This is a genomic window from Collinsella sp. CLA-AA-H302, assembly GCF_040093305.1.
Taxonomy (GTDB): domain Bacteria; phylum Actinomycetota; class Coriobacteriia; order Coriobacteriales; family Coriobacteriaceae; genus Collinsella.
In genome coordinates, this window is record NZ_JBBNJW010000008.1 from 17,634 (window position 1) to 40,586 (window position 22,953).

A 22,953-nucleotide genomic window follows, 5' to 3' on the forward strand; every position below is an offset into this window, starting at 1 on the left:
TACAGCCCTTGGGGAAAGGGGCTGAGGAATAAAGAAAGGGGAAAGCATGGCAATCAATGCATTCCAAGCCGCGCTGTTCGGCCTGTTCGCCTGCCTGGCATCACTGCCTGGCATGGGCGGCACGACGATTGGCAACTACACTCTGGGTCGTCCTCTGGTCGCCGGCCTCGTCGTCGGCATCATCATGGGCGATATACAGACGGGCATCCTCGTCGGTGCTGCCATCCAGGTTGTCTACATCGCTCTCGTGACCCCTGGCGGAACCGTCTCCGCCGACGTCCGCGCCGTGTCCTATATCGGTATCCCGCTGGCGATCCTCGCCATCAAGAACTCGGGCATCGATCCCGCCTCCGCTGAGGCTGCCGGCATGGCCGCATCCCTCGGCGCCGCCGTCGGCACGCTCGGCACTGTGCTCTTCTATGGCACCGCCACCATCAACCTGGTGTGGCAGGGCATGGGCTGGAAGTGGCTCGAGAAGGGCGATCTCCACAAGCTCTACCTGGTCAACAACGTTCTGCCTTGGATCGGTCACATCATCTGCTCGTTCCTCCCGACGTTCATCATCACCATGGGCGGCACCGCCATGGTCGACCTCATGAAGACCTACATGCCCATGGACGGCATCGCGATGAAGACGCTGTTCACCGTCGGCTCGCTGCTGCCTACCGTCGGTATCGCCATCCTGCTCAAGCAGGTCATCTCTAAGCCCACGGACTTCCTGACGTTCTTCTTCGGCTTCACCCTGTCCGCTGTTATGGGCTGCAACCTGATCGCCGCTGCCGGCATCGGCTGCTTCTTCGCCCTGATCAACTATGAGATCGCTTCGCTCAAGATCGACCTCGCAAACGCTCCCAAGGCAGCTATCGCCTCGGGCTCCGATGATGAGGAAGAGGAGGACATCTAATGGCAGAGAAGAAAAAGCTCTCTAAGAAAACGCTTGCCAAGTCGTTCCGTAACTGGTCCTATGGCAACCTGACCTGCTTCTCGCAGGAGCACATGCAGACCTTCGGTTACCTGTGCGCTATGCTTCCGATTGTCGAGGAGCTCTACGACACGCCCGAGGAGCAGAAGCAGGCCCTTCAGACCTACTCCGCGTTCTTCAACACCGAGCCGCAGATCGGAACCATGATTGTCGGCGTCACCGCCGGCCTCGAGGAGGCTCGCGCGAACGGCGAGGCCATCGATGACGACGCCATCAACGGCATCCGCGCCGGCCTCATGGGCCCGCTCGCCGGCCTTGGCGACTCGCTGATCGTCGGTACCCTGATCCCGATCCTGCTCGGTATCGCCCTCGGTCTCTCGACCGGCGGCTCCCCGCTCGGCGCTATCTTCTATATCGTCGTGTGGAACCTGCTCATGTTCCTCGGCATGCGCTTTGCCTACAACCAGGGCTATGAACTCGGCGGCAAGGCAGTCGAGGCCCTCGTCGGCCCCAAGGCCAAGGCTCTGCGTGATTCCATCGTGATGGTCGGTACCATGGTCATCGGTGCCGTGGGCGCAACTTGGGTCTCAATCAGCTGCAACCCCAACCTGCTGCTGCCCGGCGGCGGTAAGTTCCAGGACACGCTCGACGGAATCTATCCGCACCTGCTGCCCATGATCTTCATCGTCTTCTGCTGGTACATGATGACCAAGAAGAAGGTCAACCCCATCGTCATGATGCTGATCCTCGTTGTGATCGCATTCGTGGGCGTTGTTATTGGCTTCTTCGATCCGGCGCTGACGTACTAATCGACAGCTCTTTGCCAATTGCGAAAGGCCGTGCCGGCTTGCGCCGCGCGGCCTTTCGCTCATCGTTCGTTTGCTGCTTGGGCGGCACAGGAGACTGGCTCGTTGCCTGCCGTCCTTCAAGAGCGATATAGCCCATGGCCTCCATCGCCTTACACGACATACGCTATATTGCTCTTGAAAGATGACATGGCGGCTCGTTTCTAAAGGAGAACCGAATGCACGAGAAACACGGGCACGATCTTTCGAAAGAGGACCTCATTCGAGAGGCTAAGCTTCAGACCGATGCCATTCAGCGCCTCAATGTTTGGCTGCGCTTGGGGTATTCGTTGGTAGCGATTGGATTTTTGCTCGGCATGTGGGGCTATCAAGGAGGGCCCGGCTGGGGCGTTCCCGTTGGCATTGCGTGCCTGGCGGTGGGTGCTCCCGTCTCCATCATCCTCAAGATCGGCACGAGCAATGCAAAGAAGAACGTCGAGCGCATCCTCGAGGCGGCGGGTGTTAACGTTGAGGAGCTTATGGCGCGAAAGAAGAATGAGTAGAAATATTCATGAGTTGTGGGTTACTATAAAAATTGTTGCGCATAGCAACTAATCTAAAGATCTGTTTGGTAAGTAAAGGACTTAATACTCGGTGGACTACGATGACGTTGCCAGAAAATTAATTGTGTACTCGCGCTCCTTGGCCAAAGGATCGTTAAGTGCTGCTGGTGGCGCCAGCGTGGGTGAGACCCCGGTCCTGCAGTATTTGTCTGGCGTGGACGACGATGTCATTCCCTCCGAGATCGCCAAGAAGCTTAAATTCTCCCGTGCGCGTATGTCGCACATCTTGGAGTCACTCGAGAGCAAGGGCTATATTCAGCGCAGGACTGATCAAAACGATCGTCGGCGTGTGTTGGTGAGCATCACCGAGGAAGGCCGCGATTTTGCGGCGAAAAAAAATGCCGAGAGTGTGGCATCGCTCTCGAAGCAACTCTCAGCGCTCGGCGAGCACGATGCTCAGGAGCTCGTGCGCATCCTGAATAAAGCCTACAGCCTTACCTATGATGCCGACGACTACCTGGACAATCTATAAGGATGAAGGCAGACATTTAGGTGCATCATAAAATGCATCCGGGGCAATTGTGCCCATTGACTGCCGTCAACATCTCATTCCAAACCAAATCAGCCAACGTACGTCATAGCAATCCCCGGTAGGTCCCCGGGTGCCCCGCGGCGGGTTGGGTTTATTATCTGAGCGACTTTGCGAAGCAACCGGAACTCATTTATTTCAGCCAGCGTACGTCATAACAATCCTCGGTAGGTCGCAGGGTGGCGGCTGAGCCTTTCCCTCGGGAAACTTCGCGAAGCCCAGTTCCCGAGGGAAAGGCTCAGCCGCCACCACAAAGACCGCAGGGACGGGAGCAGCTATACTACTCTCAGTAGTTAAGGGTCGCGGATTCGCCGCGTCACCGCTCTCAACAGGAGGTCTTTGTTTATGGCAGATCAGAAGCCGGTTGTCGGGATCATCATGGGTTCCAAGTCCGATCTGGGCGTTATGGAAGGTTGCACCGCCGAGTTCGAGGCGCTGGGCGTGCCCTATGAGCTCGTGATTGCAAGCGCACACCGCACGCCGGCGAAGGTCCATGAGTGGGCCTCGACTGCTGCCGATCGCGGCATCAAGGTGATTATCGCCGCCGCCGGCAAGGCCGCTCACCTTGGTGGTGTCGTGGCGGCCTTTACGCCGCTGCCGGTTATCGGCGTGCCTATGAAGACGAGTGACCTGGGCGGTATGGACTCTTTGCTGTCGATGGTGCAGATGCCTTCGGGCGTGCCCGTGGCCTGCGTTGCCATTAACGGTGCCAAGAACGCTGCCATCTACGCCACGCAGATTCTGGGCGCTTGCGACCCCGAGTACCGCAAGATTATCGAGAAGATGAAGCAGGAGATGGCTGACGCCTAAGCGCTCTGCCAGTCCATTTGCAGCATAAGGAGAGCCATGTCCGACTATCAGGGAAAACGATTCAAGGCTTCTCAGATTCCCGATCCAGCCAAGTCGGGAGCAGCCCGCGCGCCGCAGGGTCGGGCATCCTCTCCTCAGCAGCCGCGTGCGCCGCGCCCCGTGACACCGGCGACGCATCGTCGACAGGACGCTCCGGCCGCATATCGTCCTTCGTCTTATAGCTCCGCTAAGAAGCCGCCCCGGTCTTCATCGCATGCTGTGCCGTCGGATTACACCGAGCCGCCGCGCAAAAAGCGCCGATCCGTGATTCCCATCTTGCTTATCATCGTGGGCATCGGTCTGATTGTCGCCGCCGCCGCTATCTTTATTAATGCCCAGATTGGCTATAAGCAGGCGAGCGATTCGTATCAGAAAATCGAGAAGCAATATGTAAGCGATAAGGACGCCAGCGGCGTGCCGATTATCGACTTTGATGCGCTTGCTCAGACGAACCCCGAGATTGTGGGTTGGATTTACGTGCCGGGAACCAATATCAACTATCCCGTGGTGCAGACCAACAACAACTCCAAATACCTCAACACGCTGTTTGACGGTACGGCTAACGCGTCCGGTGCCATTTTCCTGGATAGCGATGACACCGCGCCGGGAATGGTCGACCAGCAGACTACGATCTACGGCCACCATATGAACGATGGGTCGATGTTCAACGTGATTTCGGATACGACTGACCAGGCAGCGTTCGATAGCATCGAGTTTGTGTATTACATCACACGGGATGCTACGTATAAGCTGCGACCACTGGCGACCAAAGTTGTCGAGGACACGTATGCCAAGGCGCGCACGCCCAATTTTGAGGGCGACGACGGACTCAAGAACTACCTGTCCGAGATGCTTGACGGCGCTTCTGCCGTGGCGAGTGATGCCACCGATCGTGCCGCTTCGGCAACTAAGGTTGTAACGCTCGTGACCTGCCGTTCGCTGTCGCTGAGCAACACGCGCGCCGTCATGGTGCTCACGCCGGTCGAGGAATAAGTTGTTCGAGAGTAGCTAAAAGCCCCGTCCCAAATTGGCTACTCGACGACGGTAAGGGAGAAACGATGCTTGAGAGTGGCAAATTGATGCCTTCGATTGATGCTTGGCTGTGCGAGGCCAAGGCCGATGCTTCGGCGGCAGGCTGCGGGATGTATCTGACGCATAACGGTGTGGTGCGTGCGACGCCCAAGGCCGAGGTGCGCGGAGTCGAGACCGATGGCGTGGCACCAGGCCACAGGGTGGGCGGCATGGTCTTTGACTACGACGCTCAAAAGGTGCGGTCTGCCATCGAAGCGACGCGCGCGATGCCGGGTATCGGCTATGTGCGCGTGTGGCTGGCAAGCGGCGAGCTTTCCGTGGGCGATGACATTATGCTCGTGCTTATTGGCGGAGACATTCGCCCACACGTGGTCGATGCGCTGCAGGCGCTCGTTGGCACCATTAAGAACGAATGCGTGAGCGAGGTCGAGTGCGAGGCGTAGAGGATTGCGTCGATAGAAGGATCGCTTATAAAAATGCCCGCCGGTACGTGTGATACCGGCGGGCATTTTGCGTTTTGGGCGCGGTGAGCGCTACACGCGCGTCGCATCCTTGGGGCTCATGGTCATGCTCTGGAAGCGGTTTTCCATGTATTCGTTATCGAAGTGCTCTCCGTAGAACTGTGCGACGGGAATGTCCGGCTCCGTGCCGTTAACGCGCTGGTACCAGTAGTCGAGCGACTGCAGCGTCATGACGCCGTCGACCAGCATGATAACGGTAAAGATGACGGTGGCCGAGTAGCGGCTCTTCCAGGGGATCTTGTTGATAAGCTTAAGCAACCTCGGCAGCAGCAGCTTGATCCAGATGAGGCCGCCCAGGCCCCACAGGCAGGCGAAGCCCGTGCAGGTGCGTCCGCCCGTGAGGACCACGAGCGGATCGGGCAAACCGAACAGCGTTATGTGCGAGTAGCTCCACGAGACCACGCCAAACGCGGTCTGCATAAACCAGCCCACGAACACCTCAAAGCTGGCGCCGAGCAGGGCGCTCACCAAAAAGATAATGATGGGGTTCTTTTTGTAGAAGCGGTTAAGCACCATGGTCATGAGCACGGCGCCAAATCCGTAGATGGGGCTGAAGGGGCCAAACAGCATGCCGGCGCGGTTCTGGTAGACGCCCGGGTCGTCGACCGTCATGTGCCAGATGTCCTCCAAGATAAGTCCCAGTACGCAGCAGACGAAGAATACCCAGAACAGGTTGAAGTAGTTGAGCTTGATGTAGCCTTCGCCGGTCTCATCGCGGCCGAGCATACCCTCGGCGGCGGCATCGCGGTCGAGCATCTCCTGCAGGCGGCGCTGCAGCTCGCGCTCCTGACGAAGCGTGGGGTCGACGGTAGCCGAAAGCGCGATGAGGATACCGAGCTGAATAGCGGGACGCAGCAAGAACGGTCCGATACCCTGGAGCATCACGTCGACCAAAAGCTCGACGACGGTGAATGCAATAAGGATGTAGGATAGGCGGGCGGCGTTGCGGCGCTGGTTTTTGATAAGGTCCAGGCCAAAGATGATCAGGATGACGGCACTTGCCGCAGAGAGCATGATGCCGGCGACGATAAGGCCGACTGCGACGAGCGTGTTGTCGCCGAGCTTTTCGGTGGCGTTGCCGTTAACAAGTGCCGTGATGACCTGCCACATAAAGGCAGCGACCGACGGGAGCGTGCCCACGCCGGAAAGGATGCACAGGACGGCGTACACCTTAATGATGAGGGGGATCTTCTTGACCTCTGTGGCGCTGGGGACGCTGGGGTCGAGTTCATTTCGATCCATACATAACCTTTCTCGCTTTGTTGCAGGTTATAAGGATACGCCGCCGACCTGCCAAAAGACAGGACAAACGACCCAATTGCAACAATGTAAGCCCTAACGGCGGGCGAGACGCGTCGCAACGGAAGCGTGCGGGATCGTCGGACCCGAGGCGATTGCCCAATAAAATGTTTGGCCGCAAAACGGATTATAAGCTCGGTGGGCTTTTAAAAAGCGCTGCTCATGCGCTGGGGAGCGCGTCGCGCCGTGCGTATAATAAGGCGGGTAACGCCAAAATACGAGGCTCTGAGGGGATGCCATGTCTCAAGAAACCATCCGCGCGGCCGAGCGTGCCGCGGGACAGGTGAACGCCATGTCGACGTATGATCCGGACTCCGACCAGCTGCATGAGGAATGCGGCGTTTTTGGTGTTTGGGCGCCCGATCGCGACGTGGCTCGACTGACGTACTTTGGCCTGCGTGCACTGCAGCACCGTGGCCAAGAATCGGCGGGAATCGCCGTGGGTGACGGCGGTACGGTTATGGTTCGCAAGGATCTGGGCCTGCTCGACCGCGTGTTCTCCAATGCCGACTTGTCGACGCTCTCCGGTCAGCTGGCCGTGGGTCATGTGCGCTACGGCACCGCCGGCGCCAAGAGCTGGGAAGCCTCTCAGCCGCACCTCTCTACCATCAATAGCGTCATTATCGCGCTCGCGCACAACGGCACCCTCGTTAACACCGACGAGCTGCGCCGCCAGCTGATCGAGCTGGGCGTGCCGTTCCTCTCCAATTCGGATTCCGAGGTCGCGACCAAGCTTATCGGCTACTTTACCCAGCGTACGGGCCACCTGCGCGAGGGTATTCGCAAGACCATGGAGCTCGTGCGCGGCGGCTACGCCATGACGCTCATCAACGAGCAGGCGCTCTACGCATTCCGCGATCCGCATGGCATTCGCCCGCTTGTGCTGGGCAAGCTGGTGGACGAGGGCCTGGACCAGGCCGATGCCGCATCCGTTTCGCAGCTGCCGTCGCAGGACGGCGCCGCGACGGTTGACGCCACCACCCATGTCACCCGCGCCGGCGGCTGGGTCGTCGCCTCTGAGACCTGCGCGCTCGATATTGTGGGTGCCGAGTACGTCCGCGACGTCCGTCCCGGCGAGATCTTGCGCATCAGCTCCGAGGGCCTTGTGTCCGAGCAGGGCGTGCCTGCCGCCGAAGAGCCTGCTAACTGCATCTTTGAGCAGGTCTACTTCGCTCGCCCCGATTCCATCATGAACGGCAAGAGCGTCTACGCCTGCCGTTATGACATGGGTCGTCAGCTGGCACATGAGGAGCCCGTCGAGGCCGACCTGGTCATCGGCGTGCCCGACTCCGGCCTGCCGCCCGCGGAGGGCTATTCGCACGAGAGTGGCATTCCCTTTGGTGAGGGCCTTATCAAGAACCGCTACGTGGGTCGTACGTTTATTGAGCCTACGCAGGAGCTGCGTGCCATGGGCGTGCGTATGAAACTCAACCCGCTGCGTGACAACATCGAGGGCAAGCGCCTGGTCGTCATCGACGACTCGATTGTGCGCGGCACCACCATGGTGCAGCTCGTCAAGATGCTGCGCAACGCCGGCGCCAAGGAGATTCATATCCGCATCAACTCGCCCGAGGTCATCTGGCCGTGCTTCTACGGTATCGATACCGACGTGCAGTCGCAGCTTATCAGCGCCAACAAGACGGTCGACGAGATTTGCGAGTATATCGGCGCCGATTCGCTGGCTTTTCTTTCGGTCGAGGGCCTGCTGAAGGTCATGCCCAAGGGCGGTTACTGCGATGCGTGCTTTACCGGCCGCTACCCCGTGGCGATTCCCGAGAGCTTTGGCCGCGACAAGTTTATGGAGGGCTTTAAGCCCCGCAACCTGGACAAGCCGCTGCACTTTGACGACGACGCCGTGATCGAGAAATACGACGACCGCAGCTGGGAAGAGGAGCACGGCGAGGCATAAAACCTGCCATATGGGGACAGGTTTATTTTGGTAGGTTTTACCTGCTGTTTTGTTGATATGACGGCGCATGCTGTTATGGCACACGCCGAAATGAACGCAACTATGAGCACCGTTTGGCGCCCGCGCGGCGCCACGGTAGTGGGAGAGGAAGGCTCAGATGAGCGACAGCAAGCATGTGACGTACGAGGACGCCGGCGTCGATACCGCCGAGGGCGGCCGCGCCGTCGACGCGATTAAGCAGATGGTCAAGGACACTAACCGTTCCGAGGTTATCGGTGGCATCGGCGGCTTTGGCGGCCTGTTCTCGGCTGCCGCGCTCAAGGATATGGAAGACCCGATCCTGATCAGCGGTACCGACGGCGTGGGCACCAAGCTCGTGCTCGCCCAGATCATGGACCGTCACGAGACGGTTGGCCAGGACCTGGTCGCTATGTGCGTCAACGATATTCTGGCTTCGGGCGCCGAGCCGCTGTTCTTCCTGGACTACGTTGCCATCGGTCACATCGAGGCCGAGCACATGGCAAAGATTATCAAGGGTGTGGCCGACGGCTGCAAGCTCGCGGGCTGCGCGCTCGTGGGCGGTGAGATGGCCGAGCACCCGGGCGTCATGGCTCCTGCCGACTACGACCTTGCCGGATTTACCGTGGGCGTCGTCGACCGTCCCAAGATGCTCGACCCCGCAAACGTCCGCCCGGGCGATGTGATCCTGGGCCTGCCTTCCACCGGCGTGCACTCCAACGGCTACTCGCTCGTGCGTAAGGTCATCGGTGTCGACGGCATCAAGCCGGGTACGCCCGAGGCCGCCGCTAAGGCCGAGGAGCTGAGCCGTCCGCTCGAGGAGCTCGGCGGTGCATCGCTTGCCGACGCCCTGCTGGCCCCCACGCGCATCTACGTCAAGCCGATTCTGGAGCTGCTCGGCGGCGGCGCCAACGTGCACGCCATCGCCCACATCACTGGCGGCGGTATTACCGAGAACCTCAACCGCGCGCTCGCCGACGACGTCGACGCCGTGGTCACCCGCAACGGCGCCGAGATGGGTTGGGACGTTCCGCCCGTCATCACCTACGTGTCGCGCCAGGCCGAGCTCGCGCCCGACGAGGCATGCAAGACCTTCAACATGGGCGTCGGCCTGTGCCTGATCGTCGCCCCCGAGGACGAGGCCGCGGTTACCGAGGCCCTGGTCGCGCTGGGCGAGAAGCCGTTCCGCGTGGGCGAGTGCGTCGAGGGTTCCGGTAAGGTCGTGTACTCCGATGAGCGCTAACGAGCAGATGGCTGCTAGTGAGGGCCTGGGCTTTGTGCCCTACACCCGTCCGACCGGCACCGATACGGCAGAGCCGCTCAAGATCGGTGTGCTCATCAGCGGTTCGGGTACCAACCTGCAGGCGCTGATCGATCTGATCGCCGCCGGCAAGCTCAATGCTTCGATTGAGCTTGTGGTGTCGAGCCGTCCTTCGGCTAAGGGTTTGCAGCGCGCCGAGCGCGCGGGCATCCAGACGCTCACGCTGTCCAAGGATGTCTATGCCGACCCCATTGCCGCCGACGAGATTATCGCGCACGAGCTTCTCGAGCGCGGCTGCGAGTATGTGGTCATGGCCGGCTACATGCGCATGGTGCACACGCCGCTGCTGGCGGCGTTTCCCAACCGCGTGGTCAACTTGCATCCGGCGCTGCTGCCGAGCTTTACCGGTGCGCATGCGATCGACGATGCCTTTGCGCGCGGCGTCAAGGTAACTGGTGTGACCGTGCATTTTGCCAACGAGATCTACGACAACGGCCCCATCATCGCTCAGCGTGCGCTGGCTGTTGAGGAGGGCTGGGATGTCGATATGCTCGAGGAGCACATCCATGCGATTGAGCACGTGCTGTATCCCGAGGTTGTTCAGATGCTCGCCGACGGCCGCGTCCACGTGCTGGAGAGCGGCAAGGTGGCAATTGACCCGGCACGTTAGTCGTGTGTAAGAGCGTTCATTGAGCGTTCTTTGGGACGTAAACGATCTGGAAAATCTGACAGGGCCTCGTCCGCGAGCGGGCGGGGCCCTTTTGTGCGGTCTGCTCTGTTTGCTATACTGCTAGCAAGTAGAGAGGAGCCGCTATGGGAACGGCAATGGTGCAGCTCAACACACGGATCGATCCTATGCTCAAGGCCGGTGGCGATGCGGTCCTGACTCGTAATGGGTTGGGGCCGAGTGACGCCATTCGTGCGCTTTGGACCTATCTTGCCGAACATCAAACGTTGCCGGGATTTATGGTGACGGATGGGTGCGAGACGTCTCGTGCGAAGAGTCTTGCCGAGCAGGGGTGTGGCCTGGCTTTTTCCTCGTTGGGATTGAGCGCGTCGGATTTTGCGCCAGGCGAATCATCGGCGGAAGACTGGGATGCCGTACGCGATGATATGTATGACGCGATGATTGCCGACATAGAGGTGAATTGCCGATGATTGCGGCGAAACGACTCTTGGTAGACACGAACGTTTGGCTCGATTATTACCTGCAAGAGGGAGCGTTTGGCGAAGCGACGAGATTGGTTGAGCTGGCCGAAGCGGGAAAGATCGACCTTCTGTACGCGCCAACGACGGCAAAGGACGCGTTCTATATCTTGCCTCGGCGTCTCGCTCGGCGGAACGTGAATGGGGATAACGCGTCGTTCATTCCGGCTGCATGGGCCTGTATCGAGCATATGATGCAGGTGGCAACGGCCTCTCCGCTTTCGTTGGCGGAGTGCGAGATGGCGCGCATGCTCAGCAAGCGTATGCCTGATCTCGAGGACAATCTCATCATTGCATCGGGCGATACGGCGGATGTCGACTATGTTGTCACGAGCGACCGACGCATGTTGGAGGTGATGCCCGAGGTATGTCTGACGCCCGCGCGCGCACTCGAGCTCATCGGGATCCTCGGCTAACCTTGCATACTCCGTTTCGCTATCATATTGAGCATTGTGGCCCTCATGCAACTTTGGAGGACGATATGGCGGATAACGAGGCGCTGTTTACGCCTGAGCTGGTGTTTTTTGATTGGGAGTGTGCGACGCCGGATGAGGTGTTTGCTCGACTCGAAGGCGAACTTGCTCCACGCGGCTACATTGGCACCGGCTGGTTCGACGCCGTCTGTACGCGCGAGAATGCCTATCCTACGGGTCTTGCTATGCCGGCGGCCAACATCGCCATCCCGCATACCGATCCGGGGTTTGTGGCCAAGCCCTATATCGCGGTGGTGAAGCCCGCCGCGCCCGTGACGTTCAATGCCATGGCGGGCATGGGTGCTCCGGTGCCGGCGCGGATCATCATCAATCTGGGCATTGCCGAGCCGGGCGGTCAGGTCGAGGCCCTGCAGGCGCTCATGAATATCTTTATGGACGCGGATGCCGCAGCCGACGTGCTCGGCCAGACCACACCTCAAGGCATGGTCGATGCCATCCGCCGCCACTTTTAAGGCCGGCACTGGGGGACCGTCCCTAACCGCCGGCAGAAAGGGAACGTCCCTAACTGCCAGGGTTGCCCCCTTTGTCGCGGGGGCTGCGTTGTGACACAATGGCGTTTGTTCGATTCGTGATGCGAAAGGCCAAACATGGCAAATAAGAAAAAGAACTCCGAGGCCGCGCCGACGCCCGAGCAGCAGGCTCGCGCTGCCTCCAGCTCTCGCAAGAAGCAGCGCAAGACCCGCGTGTCCAAGACCGTCAAGATCGTCCTGGTGGTTATTGGCGTGCTAGCAATGCTGCTTTCCGTCTCGGCGATGGCGTGCTCCGGCCTTATGTCGCAGGCAGAGGATACCTCGGGCTACAAGCTGACCGGCGGTGTTGCTGCCACTATCAACGGCACCAATCTCACCGAGGACACCGTGACCAAGCAGATCATGAGCATGCGCACGTCCTACGGCTACACCAAGGACAAGGACTGGGCGCAGTATCTGGTCGACAACGACCTCACGCCCAAGAAGTACCGCAAGCAGCTCATCGATTCCTACACGCAACAGATTCTGCTTCAGCAGGCGCAGAAGGAAAACGGCGTGACGGTGTCGGACGAGGAGGTCGAGAAGGCTTGGAAGGACGCGTGCAAGAGCGCGGGCGGTGCCAAGGCCTTTAAGAAGACCCTCAAGACCTACGGCTATACCGAAGACACCTACAAGGACTCGCTCAAGGAGAGCCTGGCACAGCAAAAGCTCAAGGATGCCGTGGCACCCACCAGCAAGCCCAAGGACAGCGAGATCGTTGATTACATCAACGAGAACCTGTCGAACTACAATGACGCCCGTCGTTCGTCGAACATCCTGATCAAGGTCGATTCCGACGCCTCCGACGAGGACAAGGCTGCCGCCAAGGCCAAGGCGCAGGAGTGCCTGGACAAGATTAACTCCGGCGAGCTGAGCTTTGAGGACGCCGTAAAGCAGTACTCTGACGATACCGGCTCCAAGGATAAGAAGGGCGATGTGGGCTGGGATAAGCTCACCACCTTCGTCGACAGCTACCAGACGGCGCTCGAGGGGCTTAACAAGGGCGATGTGAGCGACGTCGTCGAGTCGACCTATGGTTACCACATCATCAAGTGCACCGACTACTTCTATGTCGATAATCAGGTCGAGGACATTAAGCAGGTGCCCAAGGACATCAAGAAGTACGTCTCCAACGTTGTGAAGACGCAGGCGGCAAGCACCGCGTACAGCGAGTGGCTGGAGCAGTACAAGAAGGATGCCGACATCACCGTCAACCCCATGCCCAAGGACGTGCCGTACAACGTCAGCCTGAAGGGCGTCACCAAGAGTTCGACCAACAATTCGTCGACGACCGAGTAATCATGGGACGGCGCTCGCGTGAGTGCCGCCCACACTATTGAGGAGGATTTGCAGATGACCAACGAAGAGCTGCAGAAGGAAATGATCGCGGCCATGAAGGCCAAGGACAAGGTTCGTCTGTCCATCATTCGCCAGGTTAAGACCGAGGTGAAGAATATCGAGGTCAATGAGCGCCGCGATGTGACCGAGGAAGACGTCAACAGCATGATCAAGCGTCTGATCAAGCAGACGAGCGAGACGCTGGAGATGTCCATCAAGGCTGGCACCGACCAAGAGCGTACCGACAATTTGACCGAGCAGGTCAAGATTCTGGAGAGCCTGCTGCCCGCGCAGGTTTCGGGCGAGGAGCTCGAGGCCCTGATCGAGCAGGTCATCGCCGAGTTGGGCGCCACGTCCAAGAAGCAGATGGGCCAGGTTATGGGTGCACTCGGCAAGGCCACCGGCGGCAACTTCGATAAGCCGGCCGCGGCAAAGATCGTCGGAGCCAAGCTCGCGTAATTTGTTACGCGGTTTTGCCAAACCGCGTAACGGCTCGACGCTGCAAACCCGTACACGCGGCAATCTGACGTTCAATTTCAAGGGCGCGACCATAAGGTCTGCGCCCTTTCATTTCACGTCACCTTGCTCGCGCGTACGGGTTTTCGCTGACTTATGCTCAACAAGGGCGGTTGTATTATTTTCGGGTCTTGAGGGGCGCGGCCGTCATGGTCGCGCTCCTTTTTGGTGGGGCACCCACATTGGGGGACAGACTTAAATGAGTGCCCAATGAGCAGGTACTCATTTAAGTATGTCCCCAATGAGTGGGTGGAAGGTTGCGGGTTCTTTACGGGAATGTAGTGTGGGCTGCGGAAACGTGGTTCTTTCCGTACAATAGTTCAACTCGTGTAAACGCAGGGAAGGGACATTCATGGCAGACATGATCGAGATCAAGCATCTCAACAAGTACTTTGGCGACCTGCATGTGCTCAAAGATATCAACCTCACCGTCAAGCGCGGCGAGAAGCTCGTAATGATCGGGCCTTCTGGTTCGGGTAAGTCGACGCTCATCCGTTGCGTCGATTATCTGGAGGAGCCTACGTCGGGCGAGGTCCTCATCGACGGTACGCCGCTCACCAAAAAGAACCACCTGGAGATGGCTCGCAAGTATAGTTCCATGGTGTTCCAGCAGTTCAACCTGTATCCCAACATGACGGTGCTCGGCAACCTGACGCTCGCGCCCATCAAGCTGCAAAAGAAGAGCAAGGAGGAGGCGACCGAGATCGCCATCGCCGCGCTCAAGCGTGTCGGCATGGCGCATAAGGCCGGCGAGTATCCGCAGAATCTCTCGGGCGGTCAGCAGCAGCGCATCGCCATCGCCCGTGCCCTGTGCACCAAGCAGCCCATCATCCTGTTTGACGAGCCGACCTCGGCGCTCGACCCCGAGATGGTGCAGGAAGTCCTGGACGTTATGATTGAGCTCGCGCAGGAGGATATCACCATGATCTGCGTGACGCACGAGATGGGCTTTGCGCGCCAGGTGGCCGACCGCGTCATCTTTATGGAGGACGGCCGTATCCTGGAGGAGGGCACGCCCGAGCACTTCTTCGATAACCCCGAGAACCCGCGCTGCCGCGAGTTCCTGTCCAAGATTCTGCACTAGGCGCGGTGATGGACATGACGGATATGACGAGGGCGGCCGTATCGCGCCGTCACTTTTTGCAGCTGGCGGGCGCCGGCATGCTCGCGCTGACGGGGACCGCGCTTACCGGTTGCGGCAACTCCACCAGCGGCGAGGGCTCCGACAAGGGGTCTAAGCTTGCGGCCATCAAGTCGCGTGGCCATCTGAATGCCGGCGTTAAGAAGGACGTCCCCGGCTACGGTTATTACGACACCGCCAAGGGTCGCTTTGAAGGCATGGAAGTCGATTTGTGCTACCAGATCGCCGCTGCCGTCTTTGGCGTGAGCTACAAGGATGCTCGCGCCCAGGAGCTTGTCGAGTTTACCGACGTAACGCCCAAGACACGCGGCCCGCTGATCGATAACGGCCAGCTTGACGTGGTCGCGGCAACCTACACCATCACCGACGAGCGCAAGAAGAGCTGGGATTTCTCGACGCCGTACCGCACCGACTACGTAGGACTCATGGTCAAGAAGCGTTCGGGTTTTACCTCGATTGAGGACCTGGACGGCAAGGTCATTGGCGTGAGCCAGGGTGCTACCACGCAGGGCCTGATCGAGCAGATGATCAAGGACAACGGCTTTAGCTGCAAGCCCGAGTTTAGGGCCTTTAGCGGCTACCCCATCATCAAGAGTTCACTCGACGCCGGCAATATCGACGTCTTTGCCATGGACCGCTCCACGCTGGCCGGTTACATGAACGAGACCGTTGAGCTGCTGCAGCCCGAGGTCAAGTTTGGCGAGCAGGGCTACGGCGTGGCGACCAAGAAGGACTGCGACCTTTCGACCGTGGTCGATCAGGTGATTTGCGATCGCCTGGCCGATGGCTGGCTCGACCAAGAGGTCAAGACCTGGGGTCTTGTATAGGCGCATCGTCCAGGGAAGGAATCAAATGCTCGAAGGATTATTTGACGCCGACCGTTGGTCGACGACATTTCAAAACATGGGGCCCTTCTGGGAGGGCTTTGGCGTGACGCTGCAGGTGGTCGTTGCCGGTCTGCTGCTGTCGTTGGTGCTGGGCACGCTGCTGGGCGTGTTCTCTACCACTCGCTCGCGCGTGCTGCGCGCCATAAGCCGCGTGTACGTGGAGTTTTACCAGAACACCCCGTTGCCCGTGCAGGTGCTCTTTATGTACATGGCCGGTCCGCAGTTTTTGCAGGCCATAACCGGTGCCGACCAGCCGGTGCGCATCGCGCCGTTCGTGCTGGGCTTCTTGGGTGTGGGCCTGTATCACGCGGCCTACATTTCGGAGGTCATCCGCACCGGTATCGAGGCGGTTCCGCGCGGTCAGATGGAGGCGGCCCAGAGCCAGGGCTTCACCCGAGCGCAGGCGTACTGGTACATCGTGCTGCCCCAGACGTTCAAGATCATTCTGCCGCCGCTGTGTAACCAGGCGCTCAACCTGGTCAAGAACACGTCGGTGCTGGCGCTTGTGGCCGGCGGCGACCTTATGTACCGTTCCGACAACTTTGTGAGTCTGTACGGTTACCTGCAGGGATACATCGTCTGCTGCCTTATGTACTTCATCATCTGCTTTCCGCTCGCCATGCTGGTGCAGTGGCTCGAGCGCCGCTCCAAGGAGCGTCCGCGCGGCGTGAGCCTGGCCGAGCTGGGGCTCGACAACGTAGAGGAGGCCTAGCGCATGGAAATCTTCAACGCGACCAACCTGCTCTACATTTGGGGCGGCTTTGTTAAGACCATCGAGATCTCGGCGCTGTCGATCTTTTTCTCGCTCATCTTTGGCACGGTGCTGGCGCTCGTTAAGAGCTATGCGCCCCGCCCGTTCCGTATTTTGGTGAGCGCCTATATCGAGTTGTTCCGTTGCACGCCGAACCTGCTGTGGATTCTGTTTATCTACTTTACGGTGCAGGGTTTGGACATTGTGATTTCGACCATCGCCTTTACGCTGTTTACCAGCGCTGTTATGGCCGAGATTGTGCGCGGCGGCCTCAACTCGATTCCGCGCGGCCAGTTTGAGGCAGCGCAGAGCCAGGGCTTCGGCTTTTTTGCTACCATGCGCTACATCATTCTGCCGCAGACGTTTAAGACGATCATTCCGGCGCTGTTTAGCCAATGCACGACCGTCATCAAGGACAGTTCGTATCTTTCGGGCATTAACGTGGCCGAGCTCATGTACACGGCAAACGTCGTGATGGCCCATGCGATCGACCTGTCGCAGGTGCTTATGCTCTACGGCCTGGTGTTTGCGATGTACTTTGTGCTCAACTTTGGTATCTCGCTGCTGGTCCGAGCCTATCAGCGCCGTATTGTAGCCGCATAGTCCTGCTTCCCCAAGCACGGCACCTTGCCCCTCAATCGTCGCTTGCGTACATTTAGTACGCGGCGCTCCTCTTTCGGGGCAATCTGCCGCACTTGGGAAACCAGGACGGTCGTAAGTGGCAAAATGGGAATCAGGAATCGCCTTTTTCTCATTTGTTAGAAAGGAATCGCGATGAGCGATCTGGAGAATAAGAAGAATCCTGTGGTCATTACCATCGCGCGCGACTTTGGCGCCGAGGGCCACGAGATCGGCCGCATCCTCGCCAACGAGTTGGGGATTCCACTGTACGATAACGAGCTGCTGGTGCGTGCGTCGCTGCGCGCGGGCGAGTCACTCGATAAGATGGCCGCCTACGACGAGCGTCTGGCCGTGGAGAACATGGCGTTTCTGCCCGACCGCTACGATGCGCGTTCGTACTCGGATAAGTTGTTCCAAAAGATGAGCCAGGTGATTTTGGACCTGGGCGAGACCGAGAGCTGCATTATCGAAGGCCGTCTGTCCGATTACCTGCTGCGTAACAACCCCAACCACATTGCCGTATTGGTGACCGCTCCTTTTGAGGACCGCGTCGAGATTGTGCGCAAGAAGCGTGGCCTTAACAAAAAGAAGGGCGCCAAGCTGGTCAAACAGCAGCAGAAGGCGCGCGAGGCGTTCTATAAGCGCTACAGCGCCGGCAAGTGGAAGATGACGAGTGGCAAGGACATCGTCGTCAACCGCGCCAAGCTGGGACGCGAGGGCTGTAAAGACGTCATCGCCGCAGCCTACCGTTACAAGGTGGCGCAACTCGAAGGCTAACCGACCAAAACCACCACAAAGGGGACAGGCACCTTTGTGGTGGTTTTTGTTTTAGGCCGAGGGGAAGGCCTTGGTGAGACCGGCGCGCGTCTGCGTGTCGGTCTTTTGGTAGATGGAGCTCAGGTGGCGCTGCACCATGCGCATCGAGATGCCGAGTTCCTCGGCGACCTGCTTGAGTGGGCGTTCATCCTGGGTCACGGCTATGAGCACGTCGACTTCGCGTGGGGTGAGAGCGTGGTCGGCGATGAAGGCCTGGCGTTGCTCTTCGATACTCGGCGCTGCCAGTGCTTCTTCGGCAAGCTGTTGATGTTCGCGCTCCTGCTTGGTCTGGGGTAGACGGAACAGGCCGGCGGCAACGAATGCCACGCAAGCCGCGACGAGCAAAACGAGCGCACCGATCATGATGAGGGCAACGTTGCCCGAGGTCACGAGGGCAAGCGAGATGCCCGATGTAGTGAATGCGCATGCATTGTTGGCGGCGCGGCCCATGCCGGCCCAAAGGGCGGGCGCATGCATGCGCGGTGCCAGCTGTGTAAAGGTGGCGGTAAAGAACGTGACGAAAAAGCCCGAGCTCAGGTAAAAGACGACAAGGCCCAGGTTGGGATCGGCGCCGGCCTCCACGGCCAGGATGGAAATGGTCGAGAGCGCGGCGATGCCGAGCATGACAAGTCCCATGTAGCGGCGCTCGGCAAGGTCAAAGATAAGACCGGCGGCAAGGCCGCTCGCCGCCAAAAAGAGGCGCGGCCATGTTTGCACGGCAATGGTGCCGTGGGCGTTGGAGAGCGTGACCACGTTGTCGAGGGTCGAGAACAAGCAGGCAAGAATCATGACAAGCGCGATGCTCCAGCATGCCTGCTTGGCGAGGGCGTGAGAGGGCTCAACAAAGGGATTGATGGCGGGGTTCGCGGCTGTGTCTGTGTTTTGAGGAACAGCGCTGAGGGCAGAGATGGCGATCGTCGCTGTGCCGAGAACGATAAGCTCTGCGATACCGCCGCAATTGAGCAGGTTGACGGCGAACTGCATCAGGATGCCCGCGGCATAGGCCGCTCCCGCGCCGGTGGCGAGCTTGGGATCGTCTTGGAATGTCGTTGCGAAGGCATGGTGTGCCGCGCCACCCAGTAGGCCGAGTCCGAGGAATGCGAGACATCCCAGAATCTCGAGCGCAAGCGGGCTCGTGGGGGACTGAATCTGAGTCAACCCCAAGATGGCGATGGGGACGGCGGCGCTGACAACTGCCCGAGGCCGGCCTTTGCGCTGTGCGAGCCCGAGCAGCGGCGCATATCCGATAAAGCCGAGCACGCTCGCACCTAGAATAAAGCCCTGTGCGAGCACAACACGTTCGGCGCCGGCGAGTAGCCCGACGTTGACGTCGAAGCGAAACTCGGCGGCAAGGAAGGCGAAGGTGAAGAGCGCGAGTGCCAGAAGCGCGTTGATTTTAGGCTTACTCAGGTTCAAGAACGGTCCTTTGGGTGGACGAATAATCGTGTCCTCGATTGTAGCGTTCCCGGGACGAGTGTGGCGATGGCGAAATCATATTGAATTAAACCGCAGGTAGAGGTCTAGGTTCACATCTACGAACCTAGGCATATGGAGTCATTTGGCACATCTTGGTGGTATGTCCCTACGACCAAGGAGGCCGTTATGAACGGAAGCCACTTTGACAAGCAAGCTCAACGTGAGTTCACCTGCTCGCTGGCTCACGGTACCTGGCGTTGTGTGGGTGCCAAAATCGCTTGCGCCGGCGCGTGTGCGCTTATGGTCGGTCAGCTGCTGCTGCCGAGCGTAGCGCTGGCGACGGAATGTGCCGATCCCGTCGGTGCGATGGACGAGGTTGCCGCGGCTCCGGTGACGCCGACGGTTGCGGAGGATACGGCTGCAACGACCGCACCAGCCGCTTCGACCGCGCCTGCAACCGATGCTGCTCCGGCGGCGCAAGCCACCGCTGAGCCTCAGCAGACGGCCCCGACTGGCGCCACCGATGAATCCAACGATGCGGCACCCGCTGAACAAAATACTCCCAGCGACAACGCCGCCACGCCGGCGAATGACGCCATCATGCCCTGCGGTGTGACCGATGTGACAGGCGGGAGCGGCGTTAGGGTCAATATTACGGTGCGGAACAATTACACCGACATCAAGAAAGAAGAAACGATTGAGTATGTGGAGGGGATTGCCCTTGTAGATGGAGACCAGTCTGCTCTCGATGGCAGCGCTTTGACTTTTATCGGCCTGGGGGACTTGATCGTCCATGCGGCGTATGACAGTGCGAGCAATAAAACAACGCTTACCCTGGATATCAGCAAGATTCAGAGACAGAAGGAGGAGCAGAAGTGCTTTACGGAGTACAAGGAGAATAAGTCCAAGATGACGACCACCTATGATGGATCCAAGCTTACGTATACGGGTACAGAGCCCGGGAATATCATCATCGGTGATCCGGACGACGCCTTTAAAGGAGACACCGAGGCGACCGGGAAACCCACTATTAACGAGATCCGGGATGACTACTACACCCGCACCCATGTCTACGAGAGGGCGTGCCTTGTTATCCCGGCAGCGGAATCAGAATCGGAATCCATCTCCTTTGCCAATGTTCAGAATACGAACTTCAATTGGCAGCTGGATACTGGTCCGCAGGCGACGGCAGGTGTCCCTAACTACGATGCAGATAAATACGAAATCGCTTATGAATGCTGGCAGGAATTTGAAAACAACGAACCCGTTGCTGCCTGGTATTCCGATAACGGCTCACATGGTTCCCTGCCGACTATTACAAAGTTTAAAAGCGGGAAAGAGTACGTGTATTCTCTTATGCTGAAGCCAAAAGACGGATATTCCTTCAGCGATGAAACCGTTGTTACCGTAAACGGGGAAACCGTAAAGTCGAGTCTAAGCGGAGAATTCCTGTATGTCCCTGCTATTAAAACAATTACGATGCCTGCTTCGTCGGAAAACGAAGCTCTTGAGAATCTAAACGTCAACGATGTGAAAATCGACTACGCGCCCGGCGAGGCGCCGCGCGCGACTGCGACGATTCCTGCCGCCGATGCCGATAAGTATGAGATCGCGTATGAGTGCTGGGAGGAGATGGATGGCAGCGACCCTGCGGAGCTCACGCCCGTTGCCTTCTGGTATTCCGACCCTGCCAAGTATCCGACGGGCGCGAGGAGGATCGAACACTTCGAAGAGGGCAAGTTCTACATGTACTCCGTTGAGCTGAGGCTCAAGGGCGACAATACCGTGGCCGATGACTGCATGATGTACGTCAACGGTCATTGGGCGCACCACATCAAGACCGTCAACGGCGTCTTCGCGCCAAACGCTGACAATATGCTGTGCGAGCAGCCGATCGACGAATGGCGGGCCATCGACGTTATCGAGATCAACGGCGCCACGACCACCTTCAAGGCAGGCGATAAGCCGATCTTTACGGCGAATGTTCCGACGGGTTCCAACTCCCTTCCTCAGTGTGAGTTCTGGACGGGCAGCGATGGCAGCGAAGTGAACTCTCAGAAGTTCTGGGATCAGAACATCACGAATCACATCGACGTCTTTAAGCCCGGCGTGACCTATCGCTACGGTATCTACCTCAAGTCCGCGCGCGGCTTCTACTTTACGCCCGACACCAAGCTGGTGATCAACGGCCAGGAGTGCGGCTACCAGGTCGCGGATAGCGTATCCGATGAGGACAGCGGCTGGATCTACACCCTGTGGCTCAACACCGATCTGACCTTTACGCCCGAAGCCACGCCCGCTCCCGATCCGCAGCCTACGCCGGATCCCAAGCCGACGCCGCAGCCTGGGGTGAAGCCCGCGGCCAAGCCCGAGGTGAAGCCCGCGGCCAAGCCGGCCACGACAACCGCCACGATCAAGACGGTTGAGAAAACCACGCAGGCCAAGAAGGGCGATGCTGTCCTGGCTACCACGGGGGATACCACCGCGATGACGGTCGCCGCCCTAGGCATCGCCGGCGCAACCGTAGCCGCCGTCGGCATCGCCGCGACCAAGCGCCGCAAGCGTTAGGTTTTGGCGTTCCGCCACGACGGACGAATAACCCCAACCACCACAAAGGTGCCTGTCCCTTTTGTGGCGGTTTGCGCAGGTAGAACGGTAGGTTCGTATATATGAACCTACCGTTCGCTTTGTTTTTGGACAACGATTACGCTGGATGACTTTTGGTTTGCAGGAAAGGAACGACCATGAGGTGGACTACTGTTCGAGCGCTTTGCCGCCGCCTGACCATTGCCGCGGTGACCCTCACTATGGTGACGGGCTCGTTGCCTGTGGGCGCGTTTGCTGAGGTGCTCACCACCGATGGCACTTTTGTGCAGACGGATGTCGACCAAGTAGACGCCGCCGACCCCGCCGACACCGCGCCCGATGCCGATGCCGCCAACGCTGCCGACCCCACAGCGCTCGAGGCCGGTGACACCCCTACGCCCCCGGCCTCCGAGATTGCATCGGCGGCGGGCCTGACGGGCGCCGGGCAGACCGAGAGCACACCTGCGGGTACGCTTGCCACCGATCTTGTCGAGGGCAAGGAGCTCGCCGAGCAGCAAAAGCAAGAGGAGGCTTCCGGCACCGAGGCGACCTGGAACGAGGAACTTGAACTCTGGGCAACCTCGAAGGGCGCCACGGGCGTAAAGGACGAATACGACGATGGCTACGTGGCCGGCGAGCAGGCCCCCGCGCAGTACTACTTCTCGATTGATAGCCTCACCAACGAAATTTCTATCGAGTATGGCGACGCGGGCATTACCACGTTGGAGGTACCCTCGACCATCGACGGCAAGCATGTCGTAAGCCTTAGGGGCATGGGAAAGCCCGCTCTCACATCGGTCACCTTCGCCCCCGATTCGCATATCCGCTCTGTGGGCGGTTTGGGCGGCAGCAGCATCAAGGAAATCGCACTGCCCGATTCGGTTGAGGAACTGGGCTAGAATGCGTTTACCGGAAGCAAGACAC

General features: G+C 59.2%; 24 protein-coding genes. 22 read left to right on the forward strand and 2 right to left on the reverse strand.

Annotation, left to right across the window (positions count from 1 at the left end):
• The first annotated feature begins 46 nt into the window (after window positions 1-46).
• The 7 genes from AAAV21_RS07095 (at window position 47) to AAAV21_RS07125 (ending at window position 5,183) form a co-directional block, all read left to right on the forward strand.
• The gene (locus AAAV21_RS07095) at window positions 47-904 is read left to right on the forward strand and encodes a PTS sugar transporter subunit IIC (protein WP_349108395.1); all 858 of its coding nucleotides are present in this window, start codon (window positions 47-49) and stop codon (window positions 902-904) included.
• Window positions 904-1,731 (forward strand): PTS system mannose/fructose/sorbose family transporter subunit IID, encoded by an 828-nt coding sequence (locus AAAV21_RS07100; protein WP_349108396.1) that lies wholly within the window; start codon window positions 904-906, stop codon window positions 1,729-1,731. Before AAAV21_RS07095 ends, AAAV21_RS07100 begins: the two co-directional genes overlap by 1 nt.
• A gap of 215 nt (window positions 1,732-1,946) precedes the next feature.
• Window positions 1,947-2,270 (forward strand): hypothetical protein, encoded by a 324-nt coding sequence (locus tag AAAV21_RS07105; protein ID WP_349108397.1) that lies wholly within the window; start codon window positions 1,947-1,949, stop codon window positions 2,268-2,270.
• 178 nt (window positions 2,271-2,448) lie between these two features.
• Window positions 2,449-2,802: a MarR family transcriptional regulator gene (locus AAAV21_RS07110; RefSeq protein WP_349108398.1), complete on the forward strand. Its 354-nt coding sequence runs from the start codon at window positions 2,449-2,451 to the stop codon at window positions 2,800-2,802.
• 402 nt (window positions 2,803-3,204) lie between these two features.
• On the forward strand, window positions 3,205-3,669 hold the full coding sequence (gene purE, locus AAAV21_RS07115) for a 5-(carboxyamino)imidazole ribonucleotide mutase (RefSeq protein ID WP_349108400.1): 465 nt from the start codon (window positions 3,205-3,207) through the stop codon (window positions 3,667-3,669).
• Between the two features lie 36 nt (window positions 3,670-3,705).
• Window positions 3,706-4,701 carry a sortase gene (locus AAAV21_RS07120; RefSeq protein WP_349108401.1) on the forward strand — a complete coding sequence of 332 codons (996 nt, stop codon included), beginning with the start codon at window positions 3,706-3,708 and terminating at the stop codon, window positions 4,699-4,701.
• A gap of 65 nt (window positions 4,702-4,766) precedes the next feature.
• A complete protein-coding gene (locus AAAV21_RS07125) occupies window positions 4,767-5,183 on the forward strand; it encodes a molybdenum cofactor biosynthesis protein MoaE (protein ID WP_349108404.1) in 417 nt (138 codons plus the stop codon).
• 90 nt (window positions 5,184-5,273) lie between these two features.
• Here AAAV21_RS07125 and AAAV21_RS07130 read toward each other — a convergent pair whose 3' ends face one another.
• Window positions 5,274-6,503, reverse strand: coding sequence for a putative ABC transporter permease (locus tag AAAV21_RS07130; protein WP_349108406.1), 1,230 nt, complete (start codon window positions 6,501-6,503; stop codon window positions 5,274-5,276).
• Between the two features lie 295 nt (window positions 6,504-6,798).
• Between AAAV21_RS07130 and AAAV21_RS07135 the strand changes: the two genes are divergently transcribed.
• From AAAV21_RS07135 to AAAV21_RS07195, 13 genes are all read left to right on the forward strand, one after another.
• Window positions 6,799-8,469: an amidophosphoribosyltransferase gene (locus AAAV21_RS07135; protein WP_349108408.1), complete on the forward strand. Its 1,671-nt coding sequence runs from the start codon at window positions 6,799-6,801 to the stop codon at window positions 8,467-8,469.
• A gap of 157 nt (window positions 8,470-8,626) precedes the next feature.
• The gene (purM, locus tag AAAV21_RS07140) at window positions 8,627-9,730 is read left to right on the forward strand and encodes a phosphoribosylformylglycinamidine cyclo-ligase (protein WP_349108410.1); all 1,104 of its coding nucleotides are present in this window, start codon (window positions 8,627-8,629) and stop codon (window positions 9,728-9,730) included.
• The gene (gene purN, locus AAAV21_RS07145; protein ID WP_349108412.1) at window positions 9,720-10,418 is read left to right on the forward strand and encodes a phosphoribosylglycinamide formyltransferase; all 699 of its coding nucleotides are present in this window, start codon (window positions 9,720-9,722) and stop codon (window positions 10,416-10,418) included. The genes purM and purN overlap by 11 nt, the downstream gene beginning before the upstream one ends.
• 143 nt (window positions 10,419-10,561) lie before the next feature.
• Complete coding sequence (locus AAAV21_RS07150) at window positions 10,562-10,906, forward strand: type II toxin-antitoxin system RelB/DinJ family antitoxin (protein WP_349108415.1); 345 nt, start codon at window positions 10,562-10,564, stop codon at window positions 10,904-10,906.
• The gene (locus AAAV21_RS07155; protein ID WP_349108418.1) at window positions 10,903-11,370 is read left to right on the forward strand and encodes a PIN domain-containing protein; all 468 of its coding nucleotides are present in this window, start codon (window positions 10,903-10,905) and stop codon (window positions 11,368-11,370) included. Before AAAV21_RS07150 ends, AAAV21_RS07155 begins: the two co-directional genes overlap by 4 nt.
• 65 nt (window positions 11,371-11,435) lie before the next feature.
• Window positions 11,436-11,900 carry a PTS sugar transporter subunit IIA gene (locus AAAV21_RS07160; RefSeq protein WP_349108421.1) on the forward strand — a complete coding sequence of 155 codons (465 nt, stop codon included), beginning with the start codon at window positions 11,436-11,438 and terminating at the stop codon, window positions 11,898-11,900.
• A 135-nt stretch (window positions 11,901-12,035) separates the two neighbouring features.
• On the forward strand, window positions 12,036-13,256 hold the full coding sequence (locus AAAV21_RS07165; protein ID WP_349108424.1) for a peptidylprolyl isomerase: 1,221 nt from the start codon (window positions 12,036-12,038) through the stop codon (window positions 13,254-13,256).
• Window positions 13,257-13,310: 54 nt separating this feature from the next.
• A complete protein-coding gene (locus tag AAAV21_RS07170; protein WP_349108427.1) occupies window positions 13,311-13,754 on the forward strand; it encodes a GatB/YqeY domain-containing protein in 444 nt (147 codons plus the stop codon).
• A 409-nt stretch (window positions 13,755-14,163) separates the two neighbouring features.
• Window positions 14,164-14,895, forward strand: coding sequence for an amino acid ABC transporter ATP-binding protein (locus AAAV21_RS07175; protein ID WP_117655979.1), 732 nt, complete (start codon window positions 14,164-14,166; stop codon window positions 14,893-14,895).
• A gap of 8 nt (window positions 14,896-14,903) precedes the next feature.
• On the forward strand, window positions 14,904-15,779 hold the full coding sequence (locus AAAV21_RS07180) for a transporter substrate-binding domain-containing protein (protein WP_349108429.1): 876 nt from the start codon (window positions 14,904-14,906) through the stop codon (window positions 15,777-15,779).
• Window positions 15,780-15,804: 25 nt separating this feature from the next.
• The gene (locus tag AAAV21_RS07185) at window positions 15,805-16,551 is read left to right on the forward strand and encodes an amino acid ABC transporter permease (RefSeq protein ID WP_035136546.1); all 747 of its coding nucleotides are present in this window, start codon (window positions 15,805-15,807) and stop codon (window positions 16,549-16,551) included.
• A 3-nt stretch (window positions 16,552-16,554) separates the two neighbouring features.
• Window positions 16,555-17,193 carry an amino acid ABC transporter permease gene (locus AAAV21_RS07190; protein WP_055285379.1) on the forward strand — a complete coding sequence of 213 codons (639 nt, stop codon included), beginning with the start codon at window positions 16,555-16,557 and terminating at the stop codon, window positions 17,191-17,193.
• Window positions 17,194-17,364: 171 nt separating this feature from the next.
• Window positions 17,365-17,988, forward strand: coding sequence for a cytidylate kinase-like family protein (locus AAAV21_RS07195; RefSeq protein WP_089572632.1), 624 nt, complete (start codon window positions 17,365-17,367; stop codon window positions 17,986-17,988).
• A 51-nt stretch (window positions 17,989-18,039) separates the two neighbouring features.
• Here the strand turns inward: AAAV21_RS07195 and AAAV21_RS07200 are convergent, their stop codons facing one another.
• Window positions 18,040-19,443, reverse strand: coding sequence for a helix-turn-helix domain-containing protein (locus AAAV21_RS07200; RefSeq protein ID WP_349108431.1), 1,404 nt, complete (start codon window positions 19,441-19,443; stop codon window positions 18,040-18,042).
• A gap of 186 nt (window positions 19,444-19,629) precedes the next feature.
• Here AAAV21_RS07200 and AAAV21_RS07205 point away from each other — a divergent pair, with 186 nt between their 5' ends.
• Window positions 19,630-22,011, forward strand: a complete 2,382-nt coding sequence (locus tag AAAV21_RS07205; protein ID WP_349108434.1) for a hypothetical protein — start codon at window positions 19,630-19,632, stop codon at window positions 22,009-22,011.
• A gap of 176 nt (window positions 22,012-22,187) precedes the next feature.
• On the forward strand, window positions 22,188-22,928 hold the full coding sequence (locus tag AAAV21_RS07210; protein WP_349108436.1) for a hypothetical protein: 741 nt from the start codon (window positions 22,188-22,190) through the stop codon (window positions 22,926-22,928).
• The last annotated feature ends 25 nt before the right edge of the window (window positions 22,929-22,953 follow it).